At 38.4% G+C, this 15,410-nt stretch carries 10 protein-coding genes and 1 tRNA gene; 1 reads left to right on the forward strand and 10 read right to left on the reverse strand.

Going from position 1 to position 15,410, the window contains the following annotated elements:
- Positions 1-146: 146 nt before the first annotated feature.
- From G504_RS0115850 to G504_RS0115875, 6 genes are all read right to left on the reverse strand, one after another.
- On the reverse strand, positions 147-2,534 hold the full coding sequence (locus G504_RS0115850; protein ID WP_019671314.1) for an arylsulfatase: 2,388 nt from the start codon (positions 2,532-2,534) through the stop codon (positions 147-149).
- Between the two features lie 176 nt (positions 2,535-2,710).
- Positions 2,711-3,394 (reverse strand): DUF6090 family protein, encoded by a 684-nt coding sequence (locus G504_RS0115855; RefSeq protein WP_019671180.1) that lies wholly within the window; start codon positions 3,392-3,394, stop codon positions 2,711-2,713.
- Between the two features lie 128 nt (positions 3,395-3,522).
- Positions 3,523-4,323, reverse strand: coding sequence for a cyclase family protein (locus G504_RS0115860; RefSeq protein WP_040444357.1), 801 nt, complete (start codon positions 4,321-4,323; stop codon positions 3,523-3,525).
- 64 nt (positions 4,324-4,387) lie between these two features.
- The gene (gene xerA / locus G504_RS0115865) at positions 4,388-5,512 is read right to left on the reverse strand and encodes a site-specific tyrosine recombinase/integron integrase (RefSeq protein WP_019671182.1); all 1,125 of its coding nucleotides are present in this window, start codon (positions 5,510-5,512) and stop codon (positions 4,388-4,390) included.
- Positions 5,513-6,031: 519 nt separating this feature from the next.
- Positions 6,032-6,103, reverse strand: a tRNA-Arg gene (locus G504_RS0115870).
- 72 nt (positions 6,104-6,175) lie between these two features.
- Positions 6,176-6,709, reverse strand: a complete 534-nt coding sequence (locus G504_RS0115875; RefSeq protein ID WP_019671183.1) for a peptide-methionine (S)-S-oxide reductase — start codon at positions 6,707-6,709, stop codon at positions 6,176-6,178.
- A 146-nt stretch (positions 6,710-6,855) separates the two neighbouring features.
- Between G504_RS0115875 and G504_RS0115880 the strand changes: the two genes are divergently transcribed.
- Positions 6,856-7,938, forward strand: coding sequence for a DUF4421 family protein (locus G504_RS0115880; protein WP_019671184.1), 1,083 nt, complete (start codon positions 6,856-6,858; stop codon positions 7,936-7,938).
- On the opposite strand, the gene G504_RS0115885 is transcribed toward G504_RS0115880, so the two are convergent.
- From G504_RS0115885 to G504_RS0115900, 4 genes are all read right to left on the reverse strand, one after another.
- The gene (locus tag G504_RS0115885) at positions 7,931-9,664 is read right to left on the reverse strand and encodes a carboxypeptidase-like regulatory domain-containing protein (protein WP_019671185.1); all 1,734 of its coding nucleotides are present in this window, start codon (positions 9,662-9,664) and stop codon (positions 7,931-7,933) included. The two genes, G504_RS0115880 and G504_RS0115885, sit on opposite strands and share 8 nt — an antisense overlap.
- 88 nt (positions 9,665-9,752) lie before the next feature.
- Positions 9,753-10,637: a hypothetical protein gene (locus G504_RS0115890; protein WP_019671186.1), complete on the reverse strand. Its 885-nt coding sequence runs from the start codon at positions 10,635-10,637 to the stop codon at positions 9,753-9,755.
- Between the two features lie 130 nt (positions 10,638-10,767).
- Entirely contained in the window at positions 10,768-12,051 is a 1,284-nt protein-coding gene (locus G504_RS18910) for a carbohydrate porin (RefSeq protein ID WP_019671187.1), read from the reverse strand.
- A 147-nt stretch (positions 12,052-12,198) separates the two neighbouring features.
- Entirely contained in the window at positions 12,199-15,396 is a 3,198-nt protein-coding gene (locus G504_RS0115900) for a WD40/YVTN/BNR-like repeat-containing protein (protein ID WP_019671188.1), read from the reverse strand.
- Positions 15,397-15,410: the final 14 nt, after the last annotated feature.

Consider the following 15,410-nt stretch of genomic DNA (forward strand, 5'->3'; position numbering starts at 1 on the left):
CAACGGTCTGCATATGAGCAGTAGCGGATTTAGGCCACTAAACTGCCAGATAGCAAGATACTTAAATAGATACAAAAAGCGGTTCAAGTTCGCACCTAAACCGCTATTGCTTTTATACAATGTTGTATGCCGTGCTTTCTTTTCATTTACAATAATTTGATATAAACAGAATTGATTGTGCCGTTAAACTTAAATGGTGCCTTTTCAAAATAATCGAAGGAAACAGGCGAGCCTAAATCTGTACCAATATCCAAAGTTTCACTAGCTGAAAATGCCGCTGGCACTGTACCCAAAGTGGTCATGGCACCAACTTCTTTACCATCTACTTTCAAAGTGATCGTTGCTGGTGCTCCAGGCTTATTGTCTTTTATCTTTGTGGTAATCTCAAATTCATGCTTACCCATACCAATTTTATTTTTACTGCTCACTTTAAATTGGTGGATAATCATCATGTTGTATTCGTATTTTAAATAGCCATTATCCATGTAGCAAGTTAATCCACCAGCGCTTCCACCGAGCGCATATAATACACCACTTTGGTTTTCTTTTACCTCCAGATCTATCACCACGGTATTACTTTTTTTACCAAGACCTGGTGCAGCAAATTCCGGCATCCTTGTTGTGGTTTGGTTAAATGTCCATTCGGTATAGGGTGAGGTAATCACATCTTCCGGATGCAGCCTTAACCAAATACCCGCACCAATGGGGAAATCTTTATTTTCCTTGGCTTCATTTAAAAACAGTTCTTTTAGTTCAGCTAGTTTTTCTGGATATTCGGCTGAAAGATCATGCGCTTGTGAGAAATCATTTTTCAAATCATAAAGCTGCCAAACGTCTTCATTTGAGTTCCAGTCTTCTAATCCTTTTTGTGCAGAAACCCAAGGGCGCAGTGGGCCAAATGTACTTGCAAACCAACCCTCATGATAAACTCCACGACTACCGTTATTATCAAAAAATTGGGTCTTTTTTAAATTCTCTGCATTGGGGTTGGTAAATGTTTGTGCAAAACTTTTTCCATCCATCTGGTCTTGCTCAAAGCCATTAACAATTTCAGGATGTTGTATACCTATAATATCATACAGCGTGGGAACAATGTCATTTACATGAAGAAATTGGCTGCGAATTTCCTTGTCAGGTTTTATTCTTTTGGGCCAGGAAATCACCATCGGGTTTCGTGTTCCTCCAAAATGCGCTGCAACCAATTTTGTGCTTCTAAACGGAGTACTTCCTGCCCATGCCCAACCAGAATGATACATGTTTTCTACCTTGTTGGTTCCTAGCGCATCTAAGCCACCAATTTTGTCCAATGCAGCCATTTGTTGACTAATGGTGTTAGGTATCTGGTTTTGAGCTAGCAACTCACTTATACTGCCGTTTTGTCCTTCTGCACTAGAACCGTTATCGCCAAAAATGTAAATCACGATGGTGTTGTCTTTGTAGCCCATAGCATCCATACCGTCGATTAGCTTACCTACTTGCACATCCGTATGTTCTACAAAACCTGCAAACACTTCCATTAAGCGCAATTGAAACTCTTTTTCATCTTCAGGAATATCATCCCATGCGACCATTGTGGAGTCTCTTTCCGTTAATTCAGTCCCCTCAGGAATTATTCCCATAGCTAACTGACGTTGAAAGACTCTTGCTCTGTATTCATCCCAACCTCCATCAAACTTGTCTTTGTATTTCTCTGACCATTCTTTAAAAATATGATGTGGACCATGAGCGGCTCCCGGAGCCCAGTACATGAAAAAAGGCTTGTCTGGCGAATAGGCTTTGTGCTCTCCCAACCACTTAAGACCTTGCTCTGCCATATCTTCTGTCAAATGATAATTAGGGTCGTGGGGAGGTTCAATGGCATTATAATTTTCAAATAATCGTGGTTCATATTGGGAGGTTTCTCCCGCTAAAAATCCATAGAAATATTCAAATCCATAGCCATTTGGCCAAAAGTCTTTTGGTCCCATTGACGTAGTTTGGTTGGCAGGTGAATTATGCCATTTTCCAAAGGCAGCAGTATGGTAACCATAGTTTTTAAGCACTTCGGCTACGGTAGCTGAAGTTTTGGGGATGACGCCTGTATATCCATCAAAATTAACAGCTCGTTCTGCAATGGTGCCAGATGACACTCTTGTGTGGTTTCTTCCAGTTAGCAAAGAAGCCCGAGTAGGAGAACAGATTGAAGTGGTATGGAATCGGTTATACATAATTCCTTCGTTTGCTAGTTTTGTAAGCGTAGGTGTGGCTACTTCCCCTCCAAATGTTTCTGAAACCCCGAAACCAACATCATCTATCAAAACAATAAGTACATTAGGAGCATCATCAGCCAGGTGTTTGTTGTTTGGCCATGGTGCTAATTTACTTTCGGCCAAGGTTTGGCCTGTCTGGCTTTCAGAAGCAATTCTTGGAAATGGGAGAACCCTCCCGTCCTGCTTTTGCAGGTTTTCTGAATGATCAGGATTTTTTTGAGGATTACACCCTGTTATCAGTATTCCTAAGCCAAGGATGGCTATTAAGTGTTTTTTAAATTTCATAATACTCCTTCTTATTAATGTAATTCTAACGTTGGCAATAAAACAGCTCTTTTGTTCTTTCAGCATGGCATACAACGGTTAGTATATAAAAAGTAGGCGATTGCGAAGCACAAAACTTTCAGGTAAGCAAAAAGTTTGATACGAGCCAAAAGCCTTGATTTTACGAAATATTTCGCCTATTTATTATATACATTGTTAGCGGTAGTTAGTTTTTCATTCAACAGTTTTATTTCCTCTAAACTATCTTGATATCCCTTGATTTGTTGACTCAATAAAACTTCAAAACCAAAAACAATATTTTCAAATAATGGCTCTTTAATAAAGTCAGAGTGGATAGAACTAAAGTCACTGAAACGAATATTCTCAAAGGAAAAAGGAGTTACGTATTTGTTAACATAATCTAACAATAAGGCTTCTAATTTTAATGTTACATGATACGAGTTATAGGTGTTAATTATTTGTTTTCTGAGTTCGATATCTTTTATTAATTTAAATTCTCCCGATGCTGTAATGTTTTCCATTGTCGTAATAGAAGGATTATAATTAGCCAATCCCATCATACTTGCTGTAAGCGTTTTGATTCTTTTATCATCATATTTTTTTGATAGAAGAATTTGTTTTAAAGTGTCAATATCTTTTCTGTTTGATTCTGAAAATTCCAAAGCAGAACTTAGATTAGTCTCATTAGTAATATTTTCTTCATAAAAACTTTCTATGTAATCTTTCGCCTCTAAATTTGTTGTTATGGATTCGTTCCAAGTATTTAATTTAAATGCAATTGTGATACCGATAATTACAATTAAAAGGTCAACAATTTTTGATTTCCAGTCAATATTCAAATTCAGTTTGATTTTCTTCATAATCAATAATTCATTCTGATATATTTATTTTTTTGTCTTATTACCGCTAACGGTAAGTACATGCGGCGTAGCTGGCTTTTGCCAGCTATGATCGACATGTACATTGTTATGCCTCGATATTGGTTACATCACTCATATACAAAAACTACGGGTCTAACTATCATTCCATCACCATTTTCAATGTTCAACGGTTGACCAACAAAAAGCATCTTTTCCTTATTCAATAGTTTATCTACGTTGAAAAGTTGTTCAAATACAGGAATCCTCTTGCTTAAAAATTCATAATGAATAGGAGCAATTCGTTGCAATGCAGTTTCGGAATTTACTTCGGTCGGATTATCATCACTTTCAACATTGAACGAGTCTGTTCCAAAAGCTTTTACTGGAATATTTGTTAGATACTTGGCTGCCTCTTGAGTGAGAGCTATTCGATTAGGTAATTCCTCCTCTTTGGGTAAAATGTAATTGGTATATATTAATACAATATCACCTGGTTGAATGTCATGTTTCTTTATTTCTGATAGTGAAACAGTTCGCCCGAATGGTAAATCGCTGACATCAATGACTTTCAATGGACCTATAAAATCATCTACCGAATAACTATCGATTCCCCCTTTCAAATTCGTATGACTTGGTGCATCTACATGAGGCCCTCCATGATTGAATATCGTCAGGTATGAATTATTTACTGATAAAAATCCGTCAGGAAATTCAAATTCCTGGTTAATTACCCTAAAGGAGTTAGATTCGTCAAAGCCATAATGTTTCATAAGGCCGCCCCATACCTGTTCGGGCAAGTCCTCAGTTATTAATGCCCCTAAATCAATAATTTCCTTTGGGATAGGTAATCTTTGATTAGTTACGTTTGACTTTGATGTGCAACTGAAAACGAAAAAAATTATCAATGAGGTGAATAGAATTTTCATCATTTTGTTTTTTTATTGAGGCATAACAATTGAATATAGTGCATTATGCACTATATATCACTTATAACTAAGATAGTAAATCATCTATATCCCTGAAGGAATTTTCTGCAACATGTGTGTAAATCTCCGTTGTTTTACTTGAATTATGACCTAAAAGAACCTGAATCTTTCGCAAATCTGTTCCTTTATCTAACAAATGGGTTGCAAAGCTATGACGTAACATATGAGGAGTCACTCTTCTTTTAATTCCCGCCCTTAATGCCGCACGACTTACAATGTTGACCACACTGGTAGGAGAATACGCCTTTCCATTAGGGCTTTCAAACAGAAAAGTTCGAGGTTGATATCTTTTAAAATAATTACGTAATTCTTTTAGTAATGTAGCACTTAAAATGGTGTACCGATCTTTTTTACCCTTTCCCTGGTTGACCCTAATTAACATGCGCTTACTATCTATATCCACCGGTCTTAAAGCCAAAACTTCTGATCTACGTAAACCCGAACTATATAGTAAACCAACGATACATCGATGTTTTATATTGTTGATTTCAGCCAGTAGGCTTTGAACTTCTATAATGGAAAGTACCACAGGTAGTTTTTTGGTTTTTCTTGGGCGTTCAATAGAATAAAACCGATTGGGCATTCCACGAACAATCTCATAGTAAAATTTAATACTGTTTATGGCTTGATTGACATAGGAATCTGAGCAATCTTTTCGAACTAGAAAAAGCAGGTATTTACGAATATCGTTTTCGTCTATTTTATCCAATGTGGCATCTGGATAAAAGCGCATGAATGCCTCAAAACATGAGATATAAATTCTTGCTGTATTAGGGGCATATTTCTTTAGCTCTAGCTTTTCCAGATAATCTTCAGGACAAAGTCTGGCTTTGCTGCTATGTTTGGAATGGTCTTCTCGTTTAAAATTGGCGTTACCTTTTTTGTTTACAAGTGGTTTATTATGAAAAAAGTAGTTTCCATTGACCCAAGCTATACCTTTGAACACTTTATATATCAATTGGATGTTTTCTTTTGTGTTAGGAAGAAAATACATTTGATAATTCTCAGACCATTCAACGTTTGGTAGTAGATTGACTTTTTCTTGCAAATCACGATGCGCTTGAAATTGAAGGCCAATACAAGGCTGATTATCAATGGATAAGTTTTTGAGCGTAATACTCTTTCCTAACATTTTTGTGCAGAATTTCAGAAAGATAAGTTTCAAACCTGCAACTTCCTTGCAGTGAAAATGACTTATTGAGTTTTCCGTTGCCTTTAATAAGGTAAATTCTCAAAACTAAGGGAGGAATAGCAAGAGGGCAACACGCTTGCGCGATGTTACACTATGAAATTAGATCCTAAGTCATTGCTTGACAGCGTTTTAAATCAAAAAAACAAGTCATTGTAAATCAACTAGTTTTGTGTTAATTTCATTTCCTTTAAACTTGAAAAAGTAGCCTCACCAGGATTAGCTGCGCTGTTCCTGAGAACGACTCGCACTGAAAATACAGAAGCCCAGCTGCCATGCAGCTGGTATTATTTTTGGCCCGGAACAAAATTAACCAGGACTAGCTTCGCTGTTCCTGAGAAACGCTCGTTCTGAAAATACAAAAGGCCAACTGCTAAGCAGCTGGTTTTATTTTTGGACCTCACCTCAATGAAACAAGTTTCTCTCGGTCGATCAAAAATAAAGGCCTAATGTACTTATCCGTAGCCTCACCAGGAATCGAACCTGGATCTAAAGTTTAGGAAACTTCTATTCTATCCGTTGAACTATGAGGCCAAATATTTCCGCTGAATAAGTATCAGGGGGCACAAAAATAAGAATTTTTAATGCGAACTCAGAAGCTACTTTTTATTTTTTGATGTTTTGTTCTTCCCTCCTTTTTATTGATGTCTGAGCAGATTCTAAAACATGCTTTGAAAATCTCCTCAGAAGGAATTGCAATTTGGGATCTATGTAGGTTTTACAAAAAGGTTTATCCCGATTTTTGCGATAATAATTCTGATAAGTTTCAGGAGACAATTTAAAGTCTTTGAACCCATATACCCTGGTGATTAATTTATCCTCAAATTCCTTTTGAAGCAGTCCTAAAATTTGCTCTGATTCCATTTGCTGCTTCAAACTAAAGGAATAAACAGCAGAACGGTATTTTGTGCGCATAGAATGATTGGAAGTACATTTGTGGGTGTGAAGATGAACTTCTATAAGATCTTTCGCAGTAATCTTTTCCCGGTCGAAATGCAGTAGTACCGCTTCACTGAATTCCAACGCACCTAAAGCAGAAATCCAACCCTGCTCTACACGTACAACCCCATTCAGGTTTTGAAATACCGCTTCTGTGCACCAATGGCAGCCTCCCCCCAGACCAATCCTATTAATTTTCATTTAACTTTTTAGCGTTTAAAATTCCTATACATCCCATTAACTAATTCCTCATTACGCCCTTTGCGTTTATGAAGTAATTAAAATATACCCGCTAATTTAAGTAACTTTAGGCCCCTTCAAAAGGGCAGATTATCCCAATTTGTATAATGGAATGGAATAGCCGGACTAAATTTAATAGTTCCCTAAACAGGAATGTAGCACATTTCAACTATAGCTGTAAGGTGGCGGTTGGCTCTTTTACCAAAGGGCGACTTTTATTACTGTTTTTTTTGTTTATAGGGTTGCTTTGCAGGTCTCAGGATATACGGCAAACGGATTCACTTAAAACTATTAGCAGGCTTGATTCCTTACTGATTGATCGTGATATGAACAACTGGTCTGTCAGACTTTTTGGAAATATTAAAGCACAGGGTTTCAGGTTGTCGAATGATAATGTTCGTCTTTCCTATATCCCAAATGACCTTTATGGAATTGGCGTCGGAGTTGCAACCAGCAAGTTGATTCTCGATTTTACTTATAATCTGAGAAACAAGGAAACGGAAAATACAGACCGATTTGATCTTAGAGGTGGATTGATATTAGAACATAATTTAATTGACTTCTATTTCCAGGTCTACAGGGGATTTAATATTAAAAATTCCATAAATAGTACGAGTATTTTCAGAGATGATATCAAATCTATAGCCGGGGGTGTTGATTACTTATATCTTTTCAATGCCGGTGAATACTCGCAGACCTCATTAAATGCAGGCATTACAAAACAGAAACGAAACATATTTTCATTTGGGCTTGGAGGTTTTATTCTTTATAACCAAATCTCTGCAGACCAGTCAATTGTTCCTCCGGAATTTTTCCCGGATTTTAACCAACAGGCAAGGATTACCAGCTTCACTAATTATGGAATTGGTATAATGGGTGGTTTGGTAAGTCTGGTCAGGTTGCCGGCAAATTTCTATGTGGCGTTAGGAGCTAAAGCAGGCCTTGGTGTAACAATAAAAAATGCAGAGGCTGAAGACGTCTCCTATAATCCAAAAAATCCTCTGGTTTATAAACTAAATGGATCGGCATTATTTGGCTACAGATGGAAGCGCTTTTATACTTCTATTAGCCTCATAACTTCAACCAATATGTCCTACATTGGTTATGGCAATAATGGTGCTTTTACACTTTTAAGTGGAAAGCTTGCTCTGGGTTATAGAATCAAGGCAATTAAAAAGCCTGTTAATTAGCAGAGAGGGAAACCACGTTATTGAAATCGGTTAATTTCTGCTTTACATTTTTCACAGCTAAACGAAATACGGAAACATCCATTTTTTGAGAGGGGGTATTATAGTTTGTGAATTTGGTTAATTTCATATAAACCGGAGATAATTTTTTATTCCCTTTATACTTAACATTTATCTGCCATTTTCCGGGCAGAGACGCATCAACAAAGAATTCTTCAGAGGAATACCCCAAAGTTTTTTCATCTTTAATTCGTTCGGCCGCATTCTCCAGAGAATGTTCCCAGATAAAATTATTTTTTTGAGGGTTAACAAATTCCAAATCAAATTCTGCTTCGCTGTCATTCCATTCAAAAAGCAACCTCGTTTCGCCCTTGTTTTTAGTGTAATTCTTGAATCCGACTATATTGGACTCTTCCATGAAGCTGGTGCCATGTAGTACAAACAGGTTATTCATTTCTCCGTCTATTGCTTTTTGGATAGCTGAACTATCATTGGCGAAAATCCCCTCCTTCACTAAATATTGATAGCGGATATAGAGGTTGGCTGCATTTTTGTAATTGCCCAGAGCTAAATAACTATTTGCCATATCCCTGTAGGATTGCAAATATTCAGGTCTTAAAACAAAAATCTTTTTGTACATTTCTTTAGACTTAGAGTACTCTTTAGCGTAGTCCAAAGCAAAGGCCATGGCTTTGGCATAAACAGGATTACTTTCCACAACTTCAATATTGTCCTCCAAAATTTGATTTGCAAAAATTTTGTCACCGGTATCATGAAAAAACAGATAGGTGTCTATTATAAAATATGGGTCTTTCGCATATCTCGTTACATATTTTTGATATACTTCGCGTGCAGCAGGTTTTTCTTTGCAGGAATATAGATCCCTCAAATAACTGGTTGCATTACTACGATCTTCAGCAATCGCATCATCATTATAGATGTTATTACGAAGGCGTGCCCTGTCATAACTTTTATTAGTATCAGAATCTGCCCTAAAAGGAGCGCCAATAGTGTTTATTACCACAACCCCACCTCTGGCAATACTACCGTATCTGACCCTCCCGGCTAAGCCGGATATTATTGCCACCCGGTCAATATTCTCTACTGTTATAAATGGAAGTTTCTTTAAGACCATCCCATCCAGATCATAAATTGCCGGAATTGCTCTACCTTGTAGCTGAGGTCCCCCTCCGCGGATATATATTTCTCCTCCCAGGCTGTATACCCCTGCAGCTCTTCCCTTTAATGCCGTAACAACATCTATTGCTCCTGCGCTTAAATCTTTGCCATCTACTAATTTTATAGAATAGCCAACTCTCCTGGCATCCAGATAACCAAAGGCAGTATTCAGGATCCTCTTATCAATCCCATATTGCAATTTCAGGTAATCCTGATTCCTGGCATTATTTTCTGCCACTACAACTTCCTTCAAAGCTTCTACATTCATCTTCATTTCAATGTTCAATCTGGCAGTAACATCTTCCACTACTATTTCTACCTTTTGCATCCCGGCATAATCAAAAGCTAAGACATCAGATGGTCTGGCAGTGATAAAATATTTTCCATTTTCGTCTGTAAAAGTTTCTTTGGAGCTGTTTAAAACCCGGACAGACACGTTTTGTATTGGGGAGTTGCCAATAGTTACAATTCCGGAAATTTCATTCAAATTATTATTCGAATGCAGCTGCAACGAAAAAAGCGTAGCGATTAGAATAAAAACCCTCTTCATAATACCTTCATTAATTGATTTCAGATGCTATTTCTAAATATAACGAAAAATCAGCTGTTATACCAGAATCACCAAAATTCCGGGGCGCTCACTTTAGTTTATAAATATTATATTTCCTGGTCCATTCCGTTGATTGACCTGGTTTTAGATTTATTTTATAAAACAACTCCGGACAAATAACATGTTTCCATCCCCAAAGATTCACTTTATTTGTTTGAAAACTTCCGGATTCACTAATCGCAATTTTACTTTCAAGGTTTATTAATTGCCAGCTGGCATCTACATTTTTATCGCCTGAGAGGTTGCTAAAAAAGAATTGCTGTTCGGGCGTGCCTTTAAACTTAAATTCATTTTGCCCAATAGCTACTTTCAATTCAGGATTAACCGTTTCCGCAAATAACTCAGGATTAAGTTGAAATGGAAATTTTAATACATATTTGCTGCCTATTAAATCCTTATTTATAGCTGTAAAATTGTGCACATATTCATCTGTACTAAACTCTTTTTCACCCGTGTTTTGCAGATAATACTTAAGTGTAAAACCACTTTCAGCCAATTGAATCTCTTTTAGCAATAAATACGCATAGCCATTGGTGTCTTGTGATTTGCATCTGATCAAAATCCGGTCGGATTCTGCACTAATATGGAATTCGGCAGGTCTAAGCTCATAGTTTTTACTAAACAGGTATTGACTATCCTCTTTCTTTAATAATCCTACTCCTATTTTGTGAAACCAACTGCCTATTTCAGTGTCGTCAAAACCTAATGCCGTATCAATTCCAAATTCATTGTAAAATCCTTTCCCTAAAGAATTCTCGTTCTGACCATCGGTCCTTTCAACTGTGGCCAATTGAATATTTTTAAATTTTACATCTGCAATTTTTCCAGTCCAGTCAAACCTTGAAAAATTATAGTTTTCCAAAGGAAGGTCAATCTTAATTTCCAGGTTTTTGTTTTTAAGAATATGTGTCATAGCTATGAAGCGAAATAGATCATCTAAATAAACTTATTTTAAGCGTTAAATCCAATTCCGCTATAGAGCTTAATGTAATTATATTGTTGAAATACACGTCCCTGATTTTTGCAAAACATTTTTTATACTATCACAAGACGATCCTGGCTCTGAGACTATATAAAAAAAGAGATGACTGCGCCGGATTAAGTGCCGGGTTTATTAAAAACTGTACATCCGGGGTAAGCGCAATTTTAGAGGAAAGCTGAATCCTGTAAAATACTTCCCAGGTATACTGGTCGTCCAGGCCTTCACCGAAGGTGGTTTCATTTACCTGACCCCAGTTAAAAGCAATAGCCGCCAAATGACTCCCGGGTACCGGCTGATACCCAAGGCCCAGTGACAAAGAGTTCTGCAATAAACTGCCGGCGTCCTTTGTATAGGCATATCTGACAAATGGGAGGTAGGTTTCCTTTATATATTTGGTAGCCGATAAGACCAACCCCCAGCCATTTGGATCTCCCGTAGCTGAAGTCGCATCGCGCTGCCACAGACTGAGATGTACATTATCAAGAAGCATATAATCTTTTGAGGAAGTAAGGCCAATCTCTACATGTTTAAAATATTCCTTGGTATTAAAAAAAGTATCAAAACCATTAAAAATATCTGAAGGGTCCGAATTAATATCTCCCATCCCTGCAATCATGTAAACCTTATTGCTTAGCCATCCCGCTAAGGCAAACCCAAGATAGCCGTCGTTAGGAACATTGATAGCAGCCGCGCCGGTAGAAAAGGTGAAATTAGAAAAGTGCATCCAGGGGCTGGCCAGGGCATAAACATCAAAAAAGTCTGTGACATCAAGGAATCCTGCCACCAGCGCAATCCTTCCTTTTGCAAACCGCTGTCGCCAGTACAGGTTCGTTGCCCGCCATCCGTCATTGCTAAATGGTGGAGATATAAAACCAACGTAGCCAGTGCTGAAACCCAGACCCTGTGGAGGTATGTTTCCATATTTATGGCGATGTTCTACTTTGAATATCAAAGCCCCGCTATTCCCGGATTCTTTGCCTACCAGATTCCAGGATCCATAAAACTTCCACATACCACTACTTGCATTATCCTGTCCTATATTGGAGTTCGATCCTACAAATAAACTGCTGTATTCCGTGGCAAAATCCAGGCCGGTATTTTCCTTCACCCTCTCCTTAAACCCAAAATAGGGATTCAGGAAAGGAAATTCAAAAAACGGACTCTTAACGGTCCTATCAAGTTCCAGCCGATTGTCTACCTGATCTGGGCCTCCAAGCTTCGGCAGGGAATCCTGTTCCCCTGTTTGAGCTATGGAACATTGGGAATGAAGGCCAAAAATTACCAGACACAGCAAGAAAGGTTTCCAGTTTTGTGATTGGCAATGATCCCTTTTCCCTTTTTTCATGTTATTGAGCTTTGGCTTATTGCTATGATAACTTTATCACCCCATGATCATAGGCAGCTTCGGATAATACGGGATGAAGTAATTTTTCTAAATAAGATTATTTTTAGAAACATGTATTTAAATTTCTAAATTTTGCTCATTAAAACCTTACTTAATAATTTTCTCAAATTTACTTAGTTCCTTGTCAATATTCTGCTTAAAAGTTGCATCTGCATTATCTGCATCCTTAAGTACTTCCCGAAATTCTGCTTGCATTTGTGCTGTAACAGGTCCCTCCGAATGATCAAGGATTCCACTCATAAAGGATAATTTGAATAGAATGGTAGCAGGCAAATTGATGACCTCGGCCAGGGTACGACCGGTAGATACATAAGCTCCCTCATAGCTATCTATGAGTTTAGCAATAACCTCTGCTTGTTTCTTCGCCTTATTATTGCCAGATGACTCTGCCATTTCGGTCACTTCTTTTTTCTTAGCAAGTGCCGCTATAACCTTCTGTGTTCTGGCTTCTGCCTGGTTATACATTTCCATCCAGAAAGCAAACTTATCATCTGCCTGTCTTTGGGTATAGGACTCTTTAGGATTCATGTAGATATTAAACTCCTGAGTTTCTGAAACCCCGTCAACGGTAAGTTTAACAGCATATTTTCCCGGAGGCACAATTGGAATTACGGTTGTTGTCGGCCTGCCAGGTACACTGCTAACCCCATTGATACGCATATCCCATACAAATTTATTTAACCCGGCATTAAAGTCACTTTCAGAACCAAAGTTCAACATCATTTGTTCTTTGCTATAATTTCTGATCTCGTTACCGTCTTTATCCAAAATAGCAATGGCTATATCTTTAGGTTCCTTCTCTAGTTTAAAATAGAAGGCAGGCCCTAATGGCTTGGGGTCACCGGCATCAATAAACTTACGTTTGCGCTCACCATTCACTTGTTTAAATGTTAACTCATAATAGGTTAGACCGGGGCGCATATTCTGAACAAAATAGTTCTTTTTCATGCCTGGGTCTCCACCCGGCACATAATCCAACCACCAGTTATAGCCAAAACGGGTATGGTCTGAAACAGGGTAAAGATGTACAGCTTTTGAATCAAGCTCTCTGCTCTTTTCACGCAATGGAGTAATATCATCCATGATCCAAAAACCGCGGCCATTGGTTGCTATTACAAGATCTGCATCCTTTATTTTTATATCAACCACTGGAACTGCCGGCAGGTTTGCTTTGAGTTTTTCCCAGGACTGGCCATCGTTCAATGAATAATATACTCCAGATTCTGTTCCTACAAATAATAATCCCTTTCTTACCTTATCTTCTCGGATGGTACGTGTAATTTGATCCTGAGGAAAGTTAGCTGATAAATTTACCCACGTCTTACCATAATCAGTTGTTTTGAACATGTATGGATTGTAATCATCATAAGTATTGAAGTTTGAAAAAACAACGTATGCTGCAGCCGCATCATGTGGAGAGGGCTCTATCTCGTAAACTTGTGAATACTGCGGTAACGTGCTATCGGTGATGGAGATATCTTCCCAGTTAGTACCGCCGTTCCTGGTAATGTAGATTTTACCATCGTCTGAGCCTGTCCAGATTACTCCTTTTTTTACAGGAGATTCATCCAATCGCTTTATTGTACTGTAAATCTCTTGCCCGAAATATTCAGACAGCCATGGTGTTCCGGTGATTTTTTGGCGCTCCTTAAGATTGTTTGTAAGATTAGGACTAATTACCTCCCAATTAAGACCTTCGTCAGTAGATTTAAATACTACATTACCTCCGAGGTATAGCGTTTTGTTATCATGTGGTGATAAGAAATATGCAAGATCCCAATTAAAACGATATTTAAGATCATAACCATTGAGACCAAATAAAGGAGACGGCCATACCGATCGTACTTCATTTTGTCCGGTGGCTAAATTATTGATGGTAAAGGGAGCTCCACTTCCCATAGGCGCACCCCCTGAAATATTATAGACTATATTCGGGTCATTGGGATTGGGAATTACACTGCTTATTTCACCATTGCCAATGATTGTGGTTTCATAACCAGAAATCCCTCCCCAACGTGAAGCACTGGGTACCTTATAAGCAAGTATGTCCTGACCACTTCCATAAACATTATATGGAAAGTCATTGTCAACATTAACCCTATAAAATTGGCTATTCTTTTGCGTGTACTGGCTGCTCCAGGTAATTCCTCCGGTCATACTAACCTGACAGCCACCATCGTTGGTGCCAATCATCCGCTTTGGATCCCTGGGGCAAATCCAGATATCATGAAAATCATCTTTGATACCAGGATTTAAAATCCAGTTCTTCCCACCATCTTTAGTCATGAACATACGGTTATTCGGGCTCCATAATTCATTAGCGTCATGTGGGCTGGCATAGATGTGACTGTAGTAAAATGGCCGACCTATAATTTGAAAAAAATCAGAAACAAACTCCCAATTTTCTCCCAAATCCTCAGAAACATAAAGGCCCGGCTTGGTTTCAGAATCAATCAAAGCATAAACTTTTCGTGCATCGGCTGCTGACATGGTAATCCCTGCACGGCCACGACCGCCTTCGGGTAATCCCTCGTTATAGGTAATCTCCTTCCAGGTATCACCCCCGTCGGTGGATTTCCAAAGACCTGAATCCGGTCCTCCGGTTTTTGACCCCCATGCTTTGCGTTCAAATTCCCACATAACAGCAAAGAGTTCATCCGGGTTGGAAGGATTCATTACCAGGTCTATAACCCCGGCTTTATCACTTTTATAGAGTACCTTTTCCCATGATTTGCCACCATCTTGAGTGCGGTATACTCCGCGTTCCTGATTAGGCCCGAATGCATGCCCAAAGGCACCGACAAAAACAATATCCGGATTTGTAGGATGCACCCGTACCTGGGAGATATGGTGGGTTTCTTCAAGACCCAAATGAATCCAGGTTTTGCCATTGTCTTCTGTTTTATAAACCCCATCGCCCCAACTAACGTTATTCCTCATTTGGGGTTCTCCCATTCCCACATAAGCGATATTGGGATTGGATTCTGAGAATTCCATGGCCCCGATGTTTCCGGATTTGAAGTAGGCATCGCCCACTGGTTCCCAGTAAGTACCTGCATCTTCTGTTTTCCATAGGCCATTGCTGGCGCCAAAGTAGAATGTATAAGGTTCTGTTGGATGTCCAAGAACTACAGAACCACGATTACCCACAATAGGACCTATAAATCGCCAATTCAAACCATTAGAAATTTCTACTTCCGCACGATCATCTATTGGTTTATTCTGAGCCAATAAAGTTGAAAAACTTAATAGTAAACTCAATGTGTATAAGAATAATCTTTTCATAACGGTGTGCGTTT

The sequence above is a fragment of the Eudoraea adriatica DSM 19308 genome, from assembly GCF_000382125.1.
Taxonomy (GTDB): domain Bacteria; phylum Bacteroidota; class Bacteroidia; order Flavobacteriales; family Flavobacteriaceae; genus Eudoraea; species Eudoraea adriatica.